At 29.3% G+C, this 20,115-nt stretch carries 17 protein-coding genes and 1 riboswitch; of the genes, 16 read left to right on the forward strand and 1 reads right to left on the reverse strand.

Annotated elements, in window-relative coordinates:
• Positions 1-3: 3 nt before the first annotated feature.
• The 10 genes from KGF52_RS02170 (at position 4) to KGF52_RS02215 (ending at position 11,111) form a co-directional block, all read left to right on the forward strand.
• Positions 4-840 (forward strand): PHP domain-containing protein, encoded by an 837-nt coding sequence (locus tag KGF52_RS02170; protein WP_227839001.1) that lies wholly within the window; start codon positions 4-6, stop codon positions 838-840.
• On the forward strand, positions 841-1,836 hold the full coding sequence (locus KGF52_RS02175; protein ID WP_227839002.1) for an ATP-binding cassette domain-containing protein: 996 nt from the start codon (positions 841-843) through the stop codon (positions 1,834-1,836).
• An 18-nt stretch (positions 1,837-1,854) separates the two neighbouring features.
• Positions 1,855-3,543, forward strand: a complete 1,689-nt coding sequence (locus KGF52_RS02180; protein WP_227839003.1) for a putative 2-aminoethylphosphonate ABC transporter permease subunit — start codon at positions 1,855-1,857, stop codon at positions 3,541-3,543.
• Between the two features lie 11 nt (positions 3,544-3,554).
• The gene (locus KGF52_RS02185; RefSeq protein WP_227839004.1) at positions 3,555-4,622 is read left to right on the forward strand and encodes a putative 2-aminoethylphosphonate ABC transporter substrate-binding protein; all 1,068 of its coding nucleotides are present in this window, start codon (positions 3,555-3,557) and stop codon (positions 4,620-4,622) included.
• Positions 4,623-4,987: 365 nt separating this feature from the next.
• Positions 4,988-5,518: a ribonuclease M5 gene (rnmV, locus tag KGF52_RS02190; protein WP_227839005.1), complete on the forward strand. Its 531-nt coding sequence runs from the start codon at positions 4,988-4,990 to the stop codon at positions 5,516-5,518.
• A gap of 161 nt (positions 5,519-5,679) precedes the next feature.
• Complete coding sequence (gene rsmA / locus KGF52_RS02195) at positions 5,680-6,549, forward strand: 16S rRNA (adenine(1518)-N(6)/adenine(1519)-N(6))-dimethyltransferase RsmA (protein ID WP_227839006.1); 870 nt, start codon at positions 5,680-5,682, stop codon at positions 6,547-6,549.
• 65 nt (positions 6,550-6,614) lie between these two features.
• On the forward strand, positions 6,615-7,898 hold the full coding sequence (locus KGF52_RS02200) for a hypothetical protein (protein ID WP_227839007.1): 1,284 nt from the start codon (positions 6,615-6,617) through the stop codon (positions 7,896-7,898).
• A gap of 149 nt (positions 7,899-8,047) precedes the next feature.
• Complete coding sequence (locus tag KGF52_RS02205; protein WP_227839008.1) at positions 8,048-9,163, forward strand: M20/M25/M40 family metallo-hydrolase; 1,116 nt, start codon at positions 8,048-8,050, stop codon at positions 9,161-9,163.
• Between the two features lie 187 nt (positions 9,164-9,350).
• On the forward strand, positions 9,351-10,247 hold the full coding sequence (locus KGF52_RS02210) for a cation diffusion facilitator family transporter (RefSeq protein ID WP_227829116.1): 897 nt from the start codon (positions 9,351-9,353) through the stop codon (positions 10,245-10,247).
• 69 nt (positions 10,248-10,316) lie between these two features.
• A complete protein-coding gene (locus tag KGF52_RS02215; RefSeq protein WP_227829115.1) occupies positions 10,317-11,111 on the forward strand; it encodes a hypothetical protein in 795 nt (264 codons plus the stop codon).
• 77 nt (positions 11,112-11,188) lie between these two features.
• Here the strand turns inward: KGF52_RS02215 and murC are convergent, their stop codons facing one another.
• Complete coding sequence (murC, locus tag KGF52_RS02220) at positions 11,189-12,541, reverse strand: UDP-N-acetylmuramate--L-alanine ligase (protein WP_227829114.1); 1,353 nt, start codon at positions 12,539-12,541, stop codon at positions 11,189-11,191.
• Between the two features lie 218 nt (positions 12,542-12,759).
• Between murC and purR the strand changes: the two genes are divergently transcribed.
• The 6 genes from purR to KGF52_RS02250 all read left to right on the forward strand — a co-directional run bounded on the left by purR (position 12,760) and on the right by KGF52_RS02250 (position 20,107).
• On the forward strand, positions 12,760-13,638 hold the full coding sequence (purR, locus tag KGF52_RS02225) for a pur operon repressor (protein WP_227829113.1): 879 nt from the start codon (positions 12,760-12,762) through the stop codon (positions 13,636-13,638).
• 155 nt (positions 13,639-13,793) lie between these two features.
• Positions 13,794-14,072 carry a septation regulator SpoVG gene (spoVG, locus tag KGF52_RS02230; RefSeq protein WP_003421453.1) on the forward strand — a complete coding sequence of 93 codons (279 nt, stop codon included), beginning with the start codon at positions 13,794-13,796 and terminating at the stop codon, positions 14,070-14,072.
• A 211-nt stretch (positions 14,073-14,283) separates the two neighbouring features.
• Complete coding sequence (gene glmU / locus KGF52_RS02235) at positions 14,284-15,663, forward strand: bifunctional UDP-N-acetylglucosamine diphosphorylase/glucosamine-1-phosphate N-acetyltransferase GlmU (RefSeq protein WP_227839009.1); 1,380 nt, start codon at positions 14,284-14,286, stop codon at positions 15,661-15,663.
• A gap of 94 nt (positions 15,664-15,757) precedes the next feature.
• Positions 15,758-16,708 carry a ribose-phosphate pyrophosphokinase gene (locus KGF52_RS02240; RefSeq protein WP_227839010.1) on the forward strand — a complete coding sequence of 317 codons (951 nt, stop codon included), beginning with the start codon at positions 15,758-15,760 and terminating at the stop codon, positions 16,706-16,708.
• Between the two features lie 850 nt (positions 16,709-17,558).
• Positions 17,559-17,644, forward strand: a riboswitch (cyclic di-GMP riboswitch).
• Positions 17,645-17,800: 156 nt separating this feature from the next.
• Positions 17,801-18,277 (forward strand): type II secretion system protein, encoded by a 477-nt coding sequence (locus tag KGF52_RS02245; RefSeq protein ID WP_227839011.1) that lies wholly within the window; start codon positions 17,801-17,803, stop codon positions 18,275-18,277.
• Positions 18,278-18,430: 153 nt separating this feature from the next.
• On the forward strand, positions 18,431-20,107 hold the full coding sequence (locus KGF52_RS02250) for a GspE/PulE family protein (RefSeq protein WP_227839012.1): 1,677 nt from the start codon (positions 18,431-18,433) through the stop codon (positions 20,105-20,107).
• The last annotated feature ends 8 nt before the right edge of the window (positions 20,108-20,115 follow it).

Consider the following 20,115-nt stretch of genomic DNA (forward strand, 5'->3'; position numbering starts at 1 on the left):
AGATTGTTAACAGATTTACATTGCCATACAAGCATATCAGATAACAACTTCACTACAGAAGAAATAATTAAGAGAGCATTAGAAAAGAATATAAGTGTTTTAGCAATAACAAATCATGATACATTGTCTGGACTAGATGAAGCTATCATATTGGGAGAAAATTATGGAATAACTATAATACCAGGTATAGAAATATCAGCATACGATTATAAAAACAGAAAAAGAGTTCATATCTTGGGCTATAATATAGATTTAAATAGTCAAGAAATAAAAAATTTATGTAATCCAATGGTTTGCGATAGGCATAAAGCATCTGTTAAGATGGTAAATAAAATTATAGATTTAGGATATAAAATATCTCTAGAAGATGTAAAGAAATATTCATCAAAGACTGGAATATTTAAACAACATATAATGAAAGCACTTATAGATAAAGGGTACACAGATAAAATATATTCAAGTTTATATAAAGAGTTGTTTCATAGAGGAAATGGTAAGGTTTATGTATCTTTAAAATATGTAGATTATAAAGATGCAATAAGAGCTATAAAAAGCTCTGGTGGAATTTGCATACTAGCTCATCCTGGCCAAATGGACAATTTTAATGCTATTGAAGATATGGTGAATATTGGATTAGATGGGATAGAAGTGTATCATCCATCTCACAATAAAGACTTAGAAAAAGAGTCACTTTCTTATGCTAAGAAATACAACTTAGTTGTTACAGGAGGCTCAGATTATCATGGGCTTTACTCTCAGCATGAGTGTGACCTAGGAAGTAAAAGCTTAAATAGAGAAGATTTATTTAAGTTTAGGTTAGCCTTAGGAGGGGTTTTATAAATGTCTTTTTTACAAGTTAAAGATGTAAGTAAAAGTTATGGACAAGCTAAAGTGCTAAAAGATATATCTATTGATATTGAAAAAGGAGAGTTTATTTGTTTATTGGGACCAAGTGGTTGTGGGAAAAGTACATTGCTTAGAATAATTGCAGGTCTTGAAGACAAACATGATGGAAAAATAATAATAAATGATAAGGATATGACGAACTCACCACCTGAAAGTAGAAATTTTGGTATAGTTTTTCAGTCATATGCACTATTCCCAAACATGACTGTTTACAAAAATATAGCTTTTGGCTTAGAAAATAAAAATATAAATAAATCTAATATTGATAAGAAAGTTAAAGAAGTTTTAGAAGTTGTCGAACTAAATGGATATGAGAAAAAGTATCCATCGCAATTATCAGGAGGACAGCAACAGAGAGTCGCGCTAGCTCGTGCAATTGCTTTAGAGCCAGATTTTTTACTTCTTGATGAACCATTATCTGCATTGGATGCAAAAGTAAGGTTGAAACTTAGGGAACAGATTAGAAGTTTACATAGAAAGCTTGGAATTACCACTATAATGGTAACTCATGACCAAGAAGAGGCACTTTGCTTAGCAGATAAAATGGTTGTTATGAATAGTGGAGAAATAATACAGGTTGGGACTCCAAAAGAAGTATATAAAAATCCAGAGACACCTTTTGTAGCTGACTTTATAGGAACAATAAACTTTATAGATGATGGTATTAATAAGATAGCTATCAGACCAGAAGATATAAAGGTAGAATTTAATAGAGATTCTAAAGACAATGACATCAAAGTTGGAGAGATTTTAGATATTGAATTTAGAGGATTTAACTATAGAATTACAGTTGAATATTGTTCTAAGAAAATAAAATTAGACATAGTTTCAAAAGTTGCAGAACAAATGAAACTGTGTATAGGGTCTAAAATAAATTTCAAAATTCCCAAAGAGGGAATTGTAGAATATAAATCAGAGGGATGTGCTTAAATAGCTAGGGGTGAATAAATGATAACAACAAAAAACAAAAGAAGGATAAGTGATAGCACAATACAAAAATATTTTCTGATTTTTTCGCTAATTGTACTAATAGTATTTATTTTGTTTCCTTTAGTATCATTATTAAAAAATGCATTTTTAGATACAAGTGGAAACTTCATAGGTATTTCAAATTTTAGTAAATATGCTGAAAATCCAAGTCTTATAGCATCATTTAAAAATTCAATTTTTGTATCCACAGTTTCATCTTTAATATCGCTGTGTTTAGCATTTATCTATTCATATGCAATAACAAGAACAAATATAAAATTTAAGAATTTTTTCAAAACTATGGGAATGTTTCCTCTTTTTGCACCAACTATGTTATATGGTATTTCACTTATATACCTTTTTGGAAATAAAGGAATCTTTACAACAATGGGACTTGAGGTACCATTATATGGACCATTAGGAATAATTATTTCTCAGATACTATTTACGTTTCCACAAGCTTTCTTAATATTATCGGTAGCACTTTCAATGGCAGATTATAGACTTTATGAAGCAGCAGATAGCTTAGGGGCTAGTGACTTTAAAAAGTTTTTTAAAATTACAATTCCAGGCATAAAGTATTCACTAGTAAGTTCTTTCTTTGTATCCTTTATACTTGCATTTACAGACTTTGGAGCAGCAAAGGTAGTTGGAGGAAACTATAATGTATTAGCTACGGATATATATAAGCAAGTAGTAGGGCAGTTTAATATACCAATGGGGGCAACTGTTTCTATGGTAATGTTAATTCCTGTACTAATAGCTTTTACATTAGACAAGGTGGCAAGTAAAAAACAAGGAATGACTATAACAGCAAAATCTATGCCTTATAAAATTAAAGAAAATAAATTTAGAGATAGAGTATTTTTAATAGCATGTAGTTTTATAACTTTACTAATCTTCATTTTGATATTCGTTTCAGTTATAGGTTCAGTTATAAAATTATGGCCATATAACCTAAGTTTTACGATGGAACATTATACATTTAAAGGTATTTTAGGAAGCGGATTAAAAACTTATTTAAGCAGTTTAAAAATATCAACACTAACAGCTATATTTGGAACTATATTTGTGTTTTTTAGTGCATACATGATAGAAAAAGTGGATAAATTTCCACGATTAAGACAAACAGCTTACTTCTTATCTATGATACCAATGGCATTACCAGGTCTAGTACTAGGAATATCATATATAACTTTTTTTAACTCAGCAAGTAATCCACTAAATTTCCTATATGGTGGTACAGTCATACTTGTCATAGTAAACATAGTACATTTTTATTCTGTTTGCTTTATAACTTCAAACTCATCACTAAAAATGTTGGATAGAGAGTATGAATTAGTAGCAAAATCTATAAATATTCCATTTTATAAAGTGTTTTTTAACATCACAGTACCAATGTCTATAACATCAATACTTGAGATAGTAGTATATTATTTTGTAAATTCAATGGTTACTGTTTCAGCATTAATATTTTTGTATACCCCTCAGACTCAGACTGCATCAATATCCATATTGAAGTTAGATGAGATAGGATATATAGGGCCATCAGCAGCTATGGCAGTATTAGTGCTTTTAACAAATATAATAGTAAGACTTTGCTATGAATTCGTAACAAAAAAATTAAAAAACAATACACAAAAATGGCAACAAAAAGATGTTGCATAGGGGAGGTAAAGATGAAATTTAAGAAGCTAGTTTCTTTAGGAGTATTATCAACGCTTTTATTGAGTGTAATAACAGGGTGTAGCACTGCTTCATCAGGTGGAGACTCAAAGTCTGATAGTAAAACAAAAGGAGAATTAACAGTTTATACAGCAATCGAAGAAGACAGTATAGACCCATATTTAGCTACATTTAAAGAAAAATATCCAGATATTAAATTAAATGTTGTTAGAGCATCGACAGGAGATATAACAGCGAGATTATTAGCAGAAAAAGATAATCCACAAGCAGATGTTGTATGGGGGATTGCTGCCACAAGTTTGTTAGTTGCAGATGACCAAGGAATGCTAGAACCATACGCTCCAGAAGGGTCTGATAAGATAGACACTGCATTTAAAGATGATAAAGAAGTGCCTTCATGGGTTGGTATAGATGCTTGGATGACAGGTATAACTGTAAATACTAAAGAATTAAAAGATAAAAATATACCAGTTCCTAGTTCTTATGAAGATTTGATAAAGCCAGAATATAAGGGGCTTATATCTATGCCAAATCCATCTTCTTCTGGAACAGGATATTTAACAGTGTCAGCGCTTATACAAATTATGGGAGAAGAAAAGGCATGGCAGTATATGGATAAGCTACATGAAAATATTGGTGTATATACTCAATCTGGTTCAGCTCCAGCTACATCATCAGCTTCAGGAGAATACCCTATAGGGATATCTTTTGGATACAGAGGCATAAAATTAAAAGAAGAAGGTTATCCAGTGGAAGTAGTGTTTCCAAAAGAAGGTTCTGGATGGGATATAGAAGCAAATGCTCTTGTAAAAAAAGATAATATAAAAGAAGCTTCTAAGATATTTTTAGATTGGGCGATAAGTAAAGATGCAATGAATGAGTATTCTAAGAACTATGCAGTTACTACAGTTGATACAGGAAATCCAATCCCAGAAGGATTCCCTAAAAAGCCATTAGAGCAAATGATAGATAATGATTTAAAATCAGCAGCAAAAAATAGAGAAACTATATTAAATAAATGGATATCAAAATATGATGGAAAGACAGAAAAGGAAAGTTAAATTCATTAATAAAATCCAACAAAAGAGTACCTAGAATATAAATTTTATATCTAGGTTCTTTTTTGTTGGATTTTATATTTGTCATGAGACCTACATATTTTTTCTATAAATCATTGATATTAAAAAAGAAAATTGTATGGATGATATAATATTAATATAGGTAATGCTACATGGGACTTATTGTTGCTTATAAGTGATTCAATAGAATATAATAGTGAATATATTTATCTAGTAGAAATAAATTTTTCTTAAACTATAGATTTCTAAATAAAAATAAATAGGTTAGTGCCTTGATTAAATCAAATAAAAACCTTAAAATAAAGAGATGTAAACAAAAACTAAAAACAAATAAAAGGTGAATTTATATGATAAAAGAGATAATAGTAGTAGAGGGAAGAGACGATGTTACAGCAGTTAAGAGAGCAATAGATGCAGAACTTATAACCACAGGTGGATTTGGATTTCCAAAAGGAGTAATGGAGCGTATAAAATCAGCTAATGAAAGACGTGGAGTTATAATATTTACAGACCCAGACTTTGCAGGTGAAAAAATAAGAAAAAAAATAGCATCAGAAGTCCCAGGATGTAAACATGCGTTTTTACCAAGAGAAGAAGCTAAAAAGGATGGAGATATAGGGATAGAAAATGCTACTCCAAAAAGTATAATAACAGCTTTAAATAAAGTTAGAACTGAAAGTACAGAAAAAAGAGATGAATTTAAACAAGTTGATTTGATTAGAAATGGTCTTATAGGAAATGAAGATGCATCATCTAGGAGAGATGCACTTGGTAAAATACTTGGAATTGGCTATGGAAATGCAAAGCAATTTTTAAATAGATTAAATAATTATGGTGTTGAAAGAGAAGAATTTGTAAGTGCATTAAAACAAATTTAAATGTAATCATGTATGATATGGAAAAAAATATAAAAAATAAATATAAAATTACAGAGTAATTTAAAATAAATTGTCTTTAATAAATATTTTGCTTTGAATACATGTAAATTAAGTATAATTAATAGGATAAAATCTTAAAATAAGTTAAAAAGGAGTAAACGATGGATAGACTATCTTCACATAGCGCAACAAAAGAAGTAGTAAAAAAACATAATTTTAAATTTTCAAAGTCTTTAGGTCAGAATTTTTTAATAGATAGTAATATAATAGATAAAATATTGGATGGAGCTAGAGTCACAGAAGGAGATAATATAATAGAAGTAGGACCTGGTATAGGGACACTAACTCGTGAAATGGGTAAGGTAGCAGAAAAAGTAGTAGCTATAGAAATTGATAAAAACTTAATTCCTATATTGAAAGATACCTTATCAGATTTAGAGAACATAGAAGTTATAAATCAAGACATATTAAAAGTAGATATACAAGAGCTAATAAAAGATAAATTAAATGGTGGACCAGTTAAGCTTGTAGCAAATCTTCCATATTATATAACTACACCAATAGTTATGAAGTTTTTAGAAGAGGATATACCTGTAACAGATATAGTGGTTATGGTTCAAAAAGAAGTTGCAGATAGAATGAATGCTGTTCCAAGTACAAAGGATTATGGAGCATTGTCTATAGCTGTTCAGTACTATTGTGAAACAGAAATTGTAGCAAAGGCTCCAAGACATATGTTTATACCACAGCCTAATGTAGATTCAACAGTTATAGGTTTACATGTTAGAGCTGAAAAGAAATATGATGTTCATAATGAAGAAATATTTTTCAAGACAGTAAAAGCATCTTTTGGACAAAGAAGGAAAACTCTACTTAATTCATTGGGAGGCCTTGGTTTTCTTAATAAGGATGAAATAAGAGAAATATTAAAAGAAGCTAATATAGATGAAAAAAGACGCGGTGAAACTCTTAGTATAGAAGAGTTTGCAGTTCTTTCAAATATAGTAAATACAAAAGTATCTTCTAAATAGGAGGTACTTTTTTTTATTTTATTAACATATATTGTTTAGAGAAACTGTGTTAAGGGGGGATTGCAGTGGGTTCTAAAAGAAAGTTTAAAAGAGACTATATAATACTAGAAGCTAAAGACATAAACTTTAGATACAAAGAACGAGTACTGCCAAAAGCTTTTGCAAAAGTCGAAGTAAATGATGAAAAATCAATCATTGCATTATATGTAGAAAATCTAAAATATGTTAAAGATGGGTATAAAGCAGTAGCAATAAAAGGTGACCATGGATTAATAGACTTAGGAAATATAATTTTAAATGAACAAGGAAGAGGTGAATTTGTTTTAGATTTAGAGGATTATGATGAAGAGATAAAAGGAATTGCCTTATTGTATGAAAGAAATATTCCTTTAGTTGGCTTTAAGGGAAATAAGATTGAAAATTATGAGGACATATTATTCCAAGATGTAGAAGATGAAGAATTAGCTGAAAGTGAAGAAGAGTATTTAGAAGACGATATAGATGATGCAAGTGAAGAATATAGAGAAGATGATGATGACAATGAAGAAAATAGTGATAGTGACGAAGAATATATCATAGAAGAATATGATGAAGATGAATATGACGATTATTGGGAAGATGATGAAAGTAAAGATGTAGAATTAAAGGCAAGAGCAGATATAGAAGATTCTAGTGATGGTGAAATTGAAGAATTTAATAACTATAAAGAAATAGAAAATTATAACAAGGCTAAAGAAAATGAATGCTATGACGATATAGAAGATGATGAGGAATATGATGAGGATGAAGATGACTTTGAAATAAGACATGAAGAAAAGATAGTTGCTTCTCCAAAAACTACTAAGTCAAAGAAAGCTCAAAAAGAACAAAATAATATTGAAAAAGTAAAAAGAGCCAATGGGATAAGTCAAGTAGATAATGGAAATAAGCAAGCTGGAACATTACTTATGCCTAGACAAATAAAGAAAGGGTTAAAATTATTCAGAGAAGTTAAGCCTTTTACAGCAGATTATATAGACAATACAAGATGGTGGAAAATAGAGGTAAATCCTACAACATTGTGTGGATATTCAATGCCTTATTTAGGATATTTAAATGTATTGAATTATACAATGTATAGTGATGCAGTTTTACATTCATATAAATATAGACATTACTTATTTGGAGTACAATATGATGAATATAATAAGAGAAAGCATTATATTTATGCTATTCCAGGGAATAGAAATGAACAACCAGATAATGGAAGCACAGGATTTTTAAGATATCAAGTTTGTGACCATAGAACCAATAGTTTAGGCTACTGGTTATGCTTTATAGATTCTAGGCAGAGAAATATAGTTAGATAAAACAATAAGAATGAAAGAATTTAACTTTAACTTTCATTTTAGTAAAGAAAATTAATGAAAATGATATAAAAGTTTAAAAACTATTGATAATATTTAAATATTACACTACAATATATGTTGAAATACCTATTATATTATGGAGGAAGATTATGATAAACGAGCAAAGAATTTTAAATGAGTTCCTTGAATTAATACAGATAGACAGTTTATCTTTAAAAGAGGGGAATGTAGCTAAAGTATTAGTTAAAAAGTTAGAAGAAATAGGTTGTTCAGTTGTAGTAGATAATGCTGGTGAAAAAGCAAATGGAGAAACAGGCAATATAATAGCTACTTTAAAAGGAAATAAAGAAGGAAAGAAAATATTATTTAGTTCACATATGGATACAGTAACTCCAGGAATAGGGGTAAAACCTATAGTGGATGAAGTAAATGGAATAATAAAAAGTGATGGTACTACAATATTAGGCTCTGATGATAAAGCAGGTATAGCAGCTATATTAGAGGGATTAAGACAGGTAAAAGAAAACAATATAGAACATACTGATATTCAAGTTGTATTCTCTATATGTGAAGAATGTGGATTAGTTGGAGCTAAAAATTTAGACTATGCAAAAATAGATTCTAAATATGCCTTTGTATTAGATAGTGGTGGTTCTCCTGGAGAGATAATAGTAAAAGCTCCTGCACAAGATGTAATAAATGTTAAGATATTAGGAAAGACAGCTCATGCAGGTCTTGAGCCTGAAGCTGGTATAAGTGCTATAATGGTAGCTGCTAGAGCAATAGATAATATGAATTTACTTAGAATAGATGAAGAAACAACTGCTAACATAGGAATTATAAATGGTGGAACAGCTACAAATATAGTAACAGGAGAAGTTAACATAGTTGCAGAAGCTAGAAGTCTAAAAGAAGATAAATTAGATATTCAAACTAAACATATGGTAGAAACTTTTGAAAAAGCCGCTAAGGATTTTGGAGCTAAAATTGAAATAGATGTAAATAGAGCATATACTCCAATAGATGTTAATGAAGATTCAGAAATAATACAACTTGCAAAAAAAGCATTTTCAAATTTAGGAATAGAAGGTCATACTGAATCTACAGGAGGAGGTAGCGATACTAATATATTAAGTAAAAATGGTATTGAAGCTATAACTCTAGGAATAGGTATGAAAAATGCTCATACATTAGATGAACATATAGCTATAAAGGATTTATATGATTCTGCCAAAATGGTAATAGAGATAATAAAAGAAGCATAAATTTAAGTAATAGTGTATAATATATATATATCGCCTAGCTCAAGCTAGGTGATTTTTCATTTTATAGAAGATTGATAATCTCTATTGAAAGTAAAAGATATACATTTGAATATAATAATAACTTTAATTTATGTTTAAATATATGTTTTTAATAATATTTAGATTTGGTTTATGAGGAGGAATAACAATGGAAACAAGGTACGAGGAAGCAAATAAAATAACAATACAATCAATAATTTGGAATATAGTCTTAACAATAATTAAGGTGATAGCTGGTATTATTGGTAATTCTAGTGCTATGATTGCAGATGGATTACATTCAGCCTCAGATATTATAAGTTCTGTAGGTGTGCTGATAGGTAATTATGTATCTTCTAGACCAGGAGATAAGGAACATAATTATGGTCACGAAAAGGCAGAGACATTGGTATCATTCGTATTATCAATATTACTTATATTTGTTTCTATCACAATAGGTATAGGGGCTATTAAATCCTTATTTAACTTAGATGCATTGAGTGTTCCATCAATACTTCCATTAATAGTGTCAGTCATTTCAATTTTGATAAAAGAGTATCAATATAGAATAACAATAAAAGTTGCTAAAAAGATAAATTCACCAGCTTTAAAAGCAGATGCTTGGCATCATAGGTCAGATGCTCTATCTTCAGTGGCTGCATTTATAGGTATAGGAGGTTCTATTTTAGGATTTAAACCATTAGACCCAATTGCATCAGTTGTAGTAGCAGTATTTGTAGCTAAGGTAGGAATTGATATACTTATAAGTTCTGTAAATGAATTGATGGATGTTTCAGTTGAAGAAGAAGAAAGACAAGAATTAAAGTTTATTGTAGCAGATACAGAGGGCGTTAAAAATCTAGGAGATATAAAGACTAGAAAACATGGAGCTATGGCATATGTGGACTTGACTATATGTGTTGATGAAAATCTAACAGTAAAACAGGGGCATGATATTGCTACTAAGTTGGAAAAACATATAATAAAACATATGGAATTTGTAAAAGGGATAACAGTTCATGTTGAACCATGCACTAATTGCCAAGGAAATAAGTGTATAAAATAATTATAGCTTAAAAAAAAGTGTAAAAAGTTATATAATTGTTTTATGACTATAAACTCTAGGGGTGGTTAAATGAGTAAGAAAAGAAAACTAAAGAAAAAAGCTGCAATATTAATAGGAGTAGTTGTTTTCTTTATAATATACTTTATATCTTTTAAAATAGGTCTAAACATGGAAAAGGATAAGAGTGAGGTTCCAAAGAAAGTAGAAACAGAGACAGAAGATAATAGGTCTTTAATGACTCAAATAAAAGAGAAGAAGAAAATTTATGTATCAGATAAAAATGTAGAAAACATAAAAATCGAAGAAGATATGTGGAACGAGATAAAGTTCTTTTTCTCCGAATTTAAGAAAGTGAGAAATACTACTTCTTATGAAGCAATTTATGAAGGGTATTCTGATGATGGAATTAAATTTTCTACAGACCTTAATTTTTTTAGAGTCTATACTGTAAATAAAGAGGAATATTATAAAGTTCCAATTGATTCCAAGAATTCTTTTAAGAAGCTTTTAGATGAGAGCATATATACTTCATTTGACCTTTTGAGTCACTATAAAGACTGGAAAGAGGTCACTATAACTTATGGAAAAGAAACTAAGAAGATTCATAAATGGAAGTTTGATGATTTAGCACATAAGATGATTTCAAAAAGAGTTGTAGGAAAGGTTCAGCCAGAAAAAAGTAAGGAAAGAAGTGATTATAATTTCAGTATAAATATAAAAGGTGAAAATTTTGCGGTGAAAGTGGATACAATGGGCAAGGATTATGTAAAAGTTACTTCTAAGAAAACTGTCTCTTACTACGAGGTTCATACAAGTTTATTTGATTATCTTAAAAATGAAATATTTGAGATTGGAAAGAAATAAAATATTAAGAAGGCTATCAAGTGATTATATCATTTGATAGCCTAAATTAATTTTTATATGTTATTTTTAGTTACATACTATTTTTCAACTAGTAAGTCTGCAACCTTATATATTGGACCAGCACCAGCAGTTATTACTAAATCATTATCATTAACATTTTCACGTAAATATTTTACTATATCCTCAAATTCTTTTATGTAGATAGCATCTACATTGTTTTGATATAATTTTTCAACTAAGTCTTTAGAGTGTATATCTCCTGGGTCATCTTCTCTTGCAGCATATATATCTGTTATTATAACTTTATCAGCTGCATAGAAAGCTTCTGAAAATTCACCTAAAAGAGATTTTGTTCTAGTGTAAGTATGCGGTTGGAAGATGCACCATAAAGTTGATTTTTTTAACTTTTTAGCAGCAGCTAAAGTAGCCTTTAGCTCAGTTGGATGATGTGCATAATCATCTATTACTAAGGCATTTTTGTAATATCCCTTAGATTCAAATCTTCTTCCTACGCCTTTATATATTTTTATATTTTTTCTTATAGTCTCTAAATCAATACCAGAAACAAGAGCTGCCATTATAGCAGAAGAAGCATTGTATATGTTATGAAGGCCATATACAGAAAGTTCAAATTCTCCTAAATCTTTTCCTTGGTACTCTATTTTAAATATTCCGTGACCACCATTGTCAAAATGTATATCTTTTATAACAGCATCATTGTCAGAATCTCTACCATATTTTATAATAGTAGCTTTAACATCGTACAATATGTCATCAACATTTTCATCATCACCATTTATTATGAAATATCCATCTGGAGGTAAAAGTTTACCAAATTTGTTAAACGAAGCTTTGATTTCATCTATACCAGAGAAATAATCAAGATGGTCTTCCTCAACATTTAAAACTATAGATATCTTAGGATTAAAATTAAGGAAACTATCTACATATTCACATGCTTCAGTTATAAAGTGGTTAGAATTACCTATCTTAACATTACCGCCTATCATACTTAAGTTACCACCAACCAATATAGTAGGGTCTAAGTCTGCATATTCAAAAATTGTAGACAACATAGATGTTGTAGAAGTTTTTCCATGTGTCCCAGAAACTGCTATAGAGTTTTTATACTCCCTCATAATCTGACCTAAAAAAGTAGCTCTGTTCATTATTAATTTATTTTTTTCTCGAGCAGCTATAAGTTCTTCATTGTCTGGGTGAACTGCTGCAGTATAAACAACCATATTTACATCATCTGATATATTTTCTTTTTTTTGACCGATATAGATAGTTGCCCCTTGATCCCTAAGTTTGTCTAATAGGTATGATTCGTTTGAATCCGAACCTGAAACCTGATAACCCTTATTGATACATATTTCGGCTAATGCACTCATGCTGATACCGCCAATTCCTATAAAGTGTATATTCATAATAAAACCACCTTTCTTTTTAATTAAGTCCTACAATATGAACTATTTTTGTGGTATAATAATATAATGTTCAATATTTTATAATTAATATGCATATAATATTATATGTATTTTATTTTTGAATATAATAAAACATAAGTAATATTATACCACAATACGAATTGTTATGCATTAGTTAGTTTAACGTTATATAAAGGTACTTGTAGGAGGAAATAGTAATGAAATTTAAAAGAACAGAGAGAATTGGAGCAATAGTTAAAATACTATCTGATAACCCAAATAAAATATATACATTAAGTTATTTTACAAATCAATTTAATGCAGCAAAATCAACAATAAGTGAAGATTTATTAGTTGTAAAAAATGTATTTGAAAAACTACACTTAGGTAAAGTTATAACTATCTCAGGTGCAGCAGGAGGAGTAAAATATATACCTAAAACTTCTATAGCAGAAAATGCAGAGTTTTTAATGGAATTGTGCGAGAAAATATGTGACACATCTAGAATACTATCTGGCGGTTTTTTATATTTAATTGATTTAATTTATGACCCTACAATAGCTGCTAAGATAGGAAAAATATTTGCTTCAAACATTGAATATGTAGACGCAGATTATGTTGTAACAATGGAAACAAAAGGTATACCTATGGCACTTATGACTGCAAAGGCTATGAATTTACCTCTAGTTATAATAAGAAAAGATATAAAAGTATCAGAAGGTCCTACCCTTAGTATGACATATGTAAGTGGAAATAATTCGAAGGTTGAGAGTATGAGTTTACCAAGAAAGGCTCTTAAACCAGATAGTAAAGTTATAATTATAGATGATTTCATGAGGGGTGGAGGTACTATAAAAGGAATGGTAGACCTTATGAATGAATTTGGAGCAGAGGTTATAGGTACTGGAGTATTCATATCTACAACAAATCCTTCAGAAAAAATGGTAAAAGATTATATATCACTAATTCAGTTAGATGTTACTGGAGATAAAATAGTAGTTGAACCAAACTTAAAAACTTTTAAATATGAATATAGAAATGAAGACTTAGATGGAGAAAATGATTCAGAATTTGAATTTGAGATAGATGAAGATTAATAAAAAAAATATTTAGAAAAATATGTAAAAATAAAAAGAGGATATCCCTAGTTGTCCATAGAATTACTTAAAAAACAGTTTATATTAATTTATTCCAACAATAATAATTTTAATATAAATTAATTTCTGTCAAAATCAAAGGGGGATATATTGGTATGAAGATAACTGACGTAAGAGTAAGAAAATTAACAGAAGAAGGTAAAATGAAATGTATAGTGTCAATAACTTTTGATAATTTGTTTGTAGTACATGATATAAAAGTTATAGAAGGCCACAATGGGTTATTTATAGCAATGCCTAGCAGAAAAGTAGGCGAAGGAAATTTCAGAGACATAGCTCATCCAATAAATGCAGAAATGAGACAAGTTTTAGAAGATGCAGTTTTACAAGCGTATCATGAAGCATTAGTTCAATGGGAAGTAGCTGCTGAATAACAATAAATATAAAAATGGAGAGAGCCCGAACATTTAGGCTCTTTTTAAATGTAGAATTTGCATTAAAATATGTACTTTTTAGTAAAAAAGTGCTATATTATTAGTGATAATGTATATGTTGTATACAAATTGTTAAATAAATGTATTATAATGTATATTGATTGAGATAATAATACGAATAAAATTAAATTAGATTGAATGGAGTGTATCAATGAACTTTAAAGCTATAATCCTTGCCGCTGGCAAAGGAACAAGAATGAAGTCTAAATACCCAAAAGTTATACATAAAGTATGTGGAAAAGAAATGGTCAACCATATTATAGATGTTTCAAAAAAATCAGGCGTAAAGGATACTGTTGTAATTTTGGGGCATGAAGCAGATGTAGTAAAAGAAAAACTTGCAGAAGAAACTATGATAGCTATGCAAACAGAACAGCTTGGAACAGGACATGCTGTAAAAATGGCTAAAGAATATATAAATGATGAAGATGTAATAGTTGTACTTTGTGGAGACACTCCACTTATAAAGGAAGAAACATTAAAGAAATTATTTGATTTCCATATAGAAAATAAATATCATGCCACAGTTCTTACAACAAAAGTTGGAAATCCAACAGGTTATGGTAGAATAATAAGAGATAAGAAGGGGGACCTTCTTAAAATAGTGGAACAAAAAGATGCAAATTCAGAAGAAAAAATGATAAGTGAAATAAATTCTGGGATATACTGTTTTAATGGAAAGAGTCTTAGAGAAGCATTAGATTTGTTAAATAATAACAATGCACAAGGTGAATATTATTTAACTGATACTGCTAAAATAATGAGAGACAAAGGCTTAAAAGTTGGTGCATTTGCAGGTTCAACTATTGAAGAGCTTATGGGTGTTAACTCAAGAGTGGAATTATCAAAGGCAGAAGAAATTATGAGAAAAAGAATAAATGAATCTCATATGTTAAATGGAGTGACTATAATAGACACTAACTCTACCTATATAGAATCTGATGTTGAGATAGGTAATGATACTATAATATATCCAGGTGTTATGTTACAAGGTAAAACAAAGATAGGTTCAGATTGTATAATTGGAATGAACTCATCTATAACAAACTCAGAAATAGGAACTGGAACAGAAATAAAAAATTCAACTATACTTGATAGTAAAGTTGGAGATAATACTACTGTTGGACCATATGCATATCTAAGACCAAAAACTAAATTAGGAAACAATGTAAAAATAGGTGATTTTGTAGAGGTAAAAAATGCTGTTATAGAAGATGGTTCAAAAGCATCTCATCTTTCTTATATAGGAGATGCACATGTTGGTAAAAATGTAAATATTGGATGTGGAGTAGTATTTGTAAACTATGATGGTAAAAATAAATTTAAGTCAATAGTAAAAGACGATGCGTTTATAGGTTCAAATTCTAATTTGGTTGCACCAGTAGTTGTAGAGGAAAAAGGATATATAGCTACAGGTTCAACAATAACACATGATGTCCCAGATGGAGCTTTAGCAATAGCAAGACAAAGACAAGTTGTTAAAGAAGGATGGGTAGAAAAAAAGAATCAAAAAGATAACCAAGGTAAGTAGTTATTTAGTTTATTATTTTGGCTAATAAAATTAGCTCGAAATTATTATAAATTATATTCATTAGGATTTTAAAATTTTCAGGAGGGTTACATAAATGAATACTAGCGGAAGCGAGATTAAAATTATTGCAGGTAATTCATCGAAAGAGTTAGCACAAAAAATAGCTGACTATATAGGTGTATCAGTGCTAGACTGTGAAGTAGGTACGTTTAGTGATGGTGAAATATGTGTAAACATGAATGAGACAGTAAGAGGTTGTGATGTGTTTGTAGTACAATCTACTAATAGTCCAGTAAATGATAACTTAATGGAGTTATTAATCTTAATTGATGCATTAAAGAGAGCATCAGCAGGAAGAATAACAGCAGTTATTCCTTACTATGGATATGCAAGACAAGACAGAAAAGCTAAGGCAAGAGATCCAATCACTGCTAAATTAGTTGCAAACTTAATAACTGCTGCTGGAGCAGATAGAGTATTAACAATGGATTTACATGCTGCTCAAATACAAGGATACTTTGATATACCATTAGACCACTTACTAGGTGGAACAATATTAGCAAATTACTTCAATGAAAAGAAAATAGAAGATTTAGTAGTAGTATCTCCAGACTTAGGAAGTGTTACTAGATCAAGAAAATTTGCTAATACTTTAAATGGAGAAGTTCCAATAGCTATAATAGATAAGAGAAGACCAAAAGCTAATGTATGTGAAGTTATGAACTTAATAGGTGATGTTAAAGGTAAAAATGTTATACTATTAGATGACATGATAGATACAGCAGGAACAATAGTTAATGCTGCAAATGCACTTAAAGAGTTTGGCGCAAAAGATGTTTATGCTTGTTGTACTCATGGTGTATTATCAGGACCAGCTATTGAAAGAATTTCTAATTCAGAAATAAGTGAGTTAATAGTCCTTGATACTATACAACTTCCTGAAGAAAAAAGAATAGATAAGATAAAAATAAAAACAGTGGCTCCTTTATTTGGAGATGCCATAAGAATGATATTCTCTAATGAATCAGTAAGTAAATTATTTTAATTAATTAGATTTATAAGAGTTGCTTAAAAAAGATGTAAGTTTTTTAAGCAACTCTTTTTTGATATCTAATTTATGTATTATTATAATTTATTGGAGCTGTATGTGTGTATGTAAAAGTAAATGTTTCTTGTAAAACATGTAGATGAGTAATTAAAAACTAAATTTAATAAAAAATACAAAATTATGAATTTTATGAATATAAAAAATATTTAGAAAAAGTATTGAAAAAAATTGAATTATGTAGTATTATGTAAATATAAATTAAAGAAAGAGGTGTTTCCAATGGGAAGGAATGAAGATGAACCCCTAATAATTAAGTGATTCAGTCACAATCTAAAGTAAATATAAAAATCTATTGAAAGTTTATTTATAAGAATTGAAAATAGTATCTATTCTATATCTTTAGTGTTTGTGAGAGGGTTCTGGATTATATAAAGTTACTGTAAAGAAAGTAATTTTGCACAATAAGCATACCTGTAAATGAAGAGTTTCATTTATATAGTGATTGTGACTGAATCATAACTGCAAGAATATAGAATGTTTATATATAGATGTTTTTGATAAAATACTATATTGTAATAGCTTTTAGCTTTCAAATAAATATTAGCAAAGGATGGAAATGACAATGATAAAACTAAATGATAATTTATAAATATCTCCTTACGATATATGATAATTGTAGGGAGATGTTTCTTTTTTTGTATGGTATAGTTACTTTAAGAAATTATGTTTGAACATGTGAAAATTTGGTATATATAAATAACATAAACTGTATTGCTAAAATGTGGTAACTATTATATAATATAAGTGGATATGTATCTCTATTATGAGTTATATATCACTCTAAATTTAATAAAATAGAAACGTTGATGTATGTTCTGTGATGTGGGCACCTTGGAACATATTGAGTTAGTGGTGCAACCGGCTATGAAATTGTATTTATGATACTTTTATTTTCATAGCTTTTTTTGTTCAAAAAAATGGTTATATGCTAGAAATAAATCTGGTTAGTACGTGTAAATAATTTTACTTAGATTTTTAACCAGATATATTATAAGTAAGTATTAATTTAAAAATTGAGGGGGAATAAAAATGAAGTTAAGAAAGAATAAAAAAGGTTTCACTTTAGTGGAATTATTGGTAGTAATTGCAATTATAGGGATATTAGCAGTGGTAGCAGTTCCAGCTTTATTTAGTAATATAAACAAGGCTAAGGTAGCAAGTGTTGAATCTGATTATAGTTCAGTTAAGAGTGCAGCATTGTCTTATTATTCAGATAAGAATAAATTACCTGAAGATATTACTAATGATTTAAAAACATACATGGAATCTGATTTAAAAAATTCTGATATTGGTGGAACTTATAGTTTAGTTAAAGGAACCGATAATGATAAAAAATTGGCGTTATTGATAACAGGCGCTACTTTAACAAAAGAGCAAGCAAGTAAATTAGTTTCTGATATAGGTGCAGATAAAGTTTATACAGATGCTAAACTTTCTACGGAATTAAATGGAGCTATTGATGAGAAAAATCTGTATATAGTTCTTATAGACAATTTAGAAAACTAGTGGCAATTGATATATTTATTATTTGACTATATTTAAGCTTAATTATAAAATAATAAAAAGGCAGGAAGAAAATCTTCCTGTCTTTTTATACTATTTTATTTAATACCCAATCATAAATGGTGGTATAATTGAAATAGTAAAGGAGTGAAATTTGTGGCTAAAAAAGTTAGAATAGGAGACAAACTGGTTGAAAAAGGATACATAACAGAAGACCAGCTTAAATGGGCATTATCAGAGCAAAAAAATAGTGGAAAAAGACTAGGAGAATTTCTAGTACAAGAAGGACTTATAGATAGTAACTTATTAATAAGTGTATTAAAAGAACTTTTAGATATAGAAAGTGTATTTTTAGAAGGAACAGAAATAGATACATTAGCTACAAAGATGGTTCCAGAAAATATATGTAAAAGATATACTGTATTTCCGTTCAAAATCGATGGAAATAAAATATGTTTAGCCATGTCAGACCCACAAGATAGAGAAGCAGTTCAAGATGTAAGACGTATGTCAGGTAAAGATGTCGAAATATTTATATCAAGTGCAGAAGATATAAACAAAGCAATAGGTCATGCCTATGCACATTCAGAAATAAATAAAGCAATGACTGAATACAACAAAAACAAGACTGGTGGAATTAGAGAAACAGTAATCCTTGAAGAGGATGTAAATGCTGCTCCAATAGTAAGGCTAGTAAATAATATACTAGAAAATGCTGTTAGAATGGAAGCAAGTGATATACATATAGAACAAAGTGAAAATTACATGCGTGTTAGATTTAGGATAGATGGAATGTTAAGAGAATATATGAGGATGAACTCTGCGCCATACAAGGCAGTAATAAGTCGTATAAAAATAATGTCAGATATAAATATATCTGAAAAGAGGATTCCACAAGATGGTAGAATATATTTAAAAGTAGATAATAAACCGATAGATTTTAGGGTTTCTACAATGCCAACCAATAGGGATGAAAAGATAGCCATGAGGGTACTTGATAAGAGTAATTTTATGGTAAGTAAAGAAGTACTAGGAATAGATGAACATGGCTCTAAAATATATGACGAGTTAATAAATACCCCTTATGGGCTTATATTAGTTGTTGGACCTACTGGAAGTGGAAAAACTACTACATTATATTCAATGCTAAATCAATTGAATACAGAAAATAGAAATTTATTGACAATAGAAGACCCTATAGAGTATGAATTACCTGGTGTAAATCAATCTCAAATAAATGAAAAGGCAGGACTTACTTTTGCTAGTGGGCTTAGAGCTTTTATGCGTCAAGACCCAGATATAATAATGGTTGGAGAGATAAGAGATACAGAAACTGCCGAAATAGCAATTAGAGCCTCTCTTACAGGACATTTAGTTTTAAGCACATTACATGCAAATACAGCAGTTGGAGCAATTTCACGTCTTTTGGATATGGATGTGGAAAGTTTTTTGATAACTTCATCTCTTTTAGGGGTAATATCTCAAAGACTGACACGAAAAATATGTGAGTATTGTAGAGTTTCATATGAAGCAGATACTGGAGAAAAAAAGGCTCTTGGTATTGATATAAACGAATCAGTAACTATCTATAAAGGGCAGGGCTGTGAAAGATGTAATAATACTGGATATAAGGGACGTCTAGGTATATTTGAAATGCTTGAAATTACACCAGAAATAAAAGAGCTAATAGACTCCTCTGCAAATCAAAGAGAAATTTTAAAGTTAGCTAAAAAACAAGGTATGGTTAGTCTAAAAGAGGATATAGTTAAAAAGGTTTTAGGTGGAAAGACAACAGTAGAAGAAATGATTAGAATAATTTTGATGACTGATTAAAGGATGAT

Source organism: Clostridioides sp. ZZV15-6597 (genome assembly GCF_020657815.1).
Classification (GTDB): Bacteria; Bacillota; Clostridia; order Peptostreptococcales; family Peptostreptococcaceae; genus Clostridioides.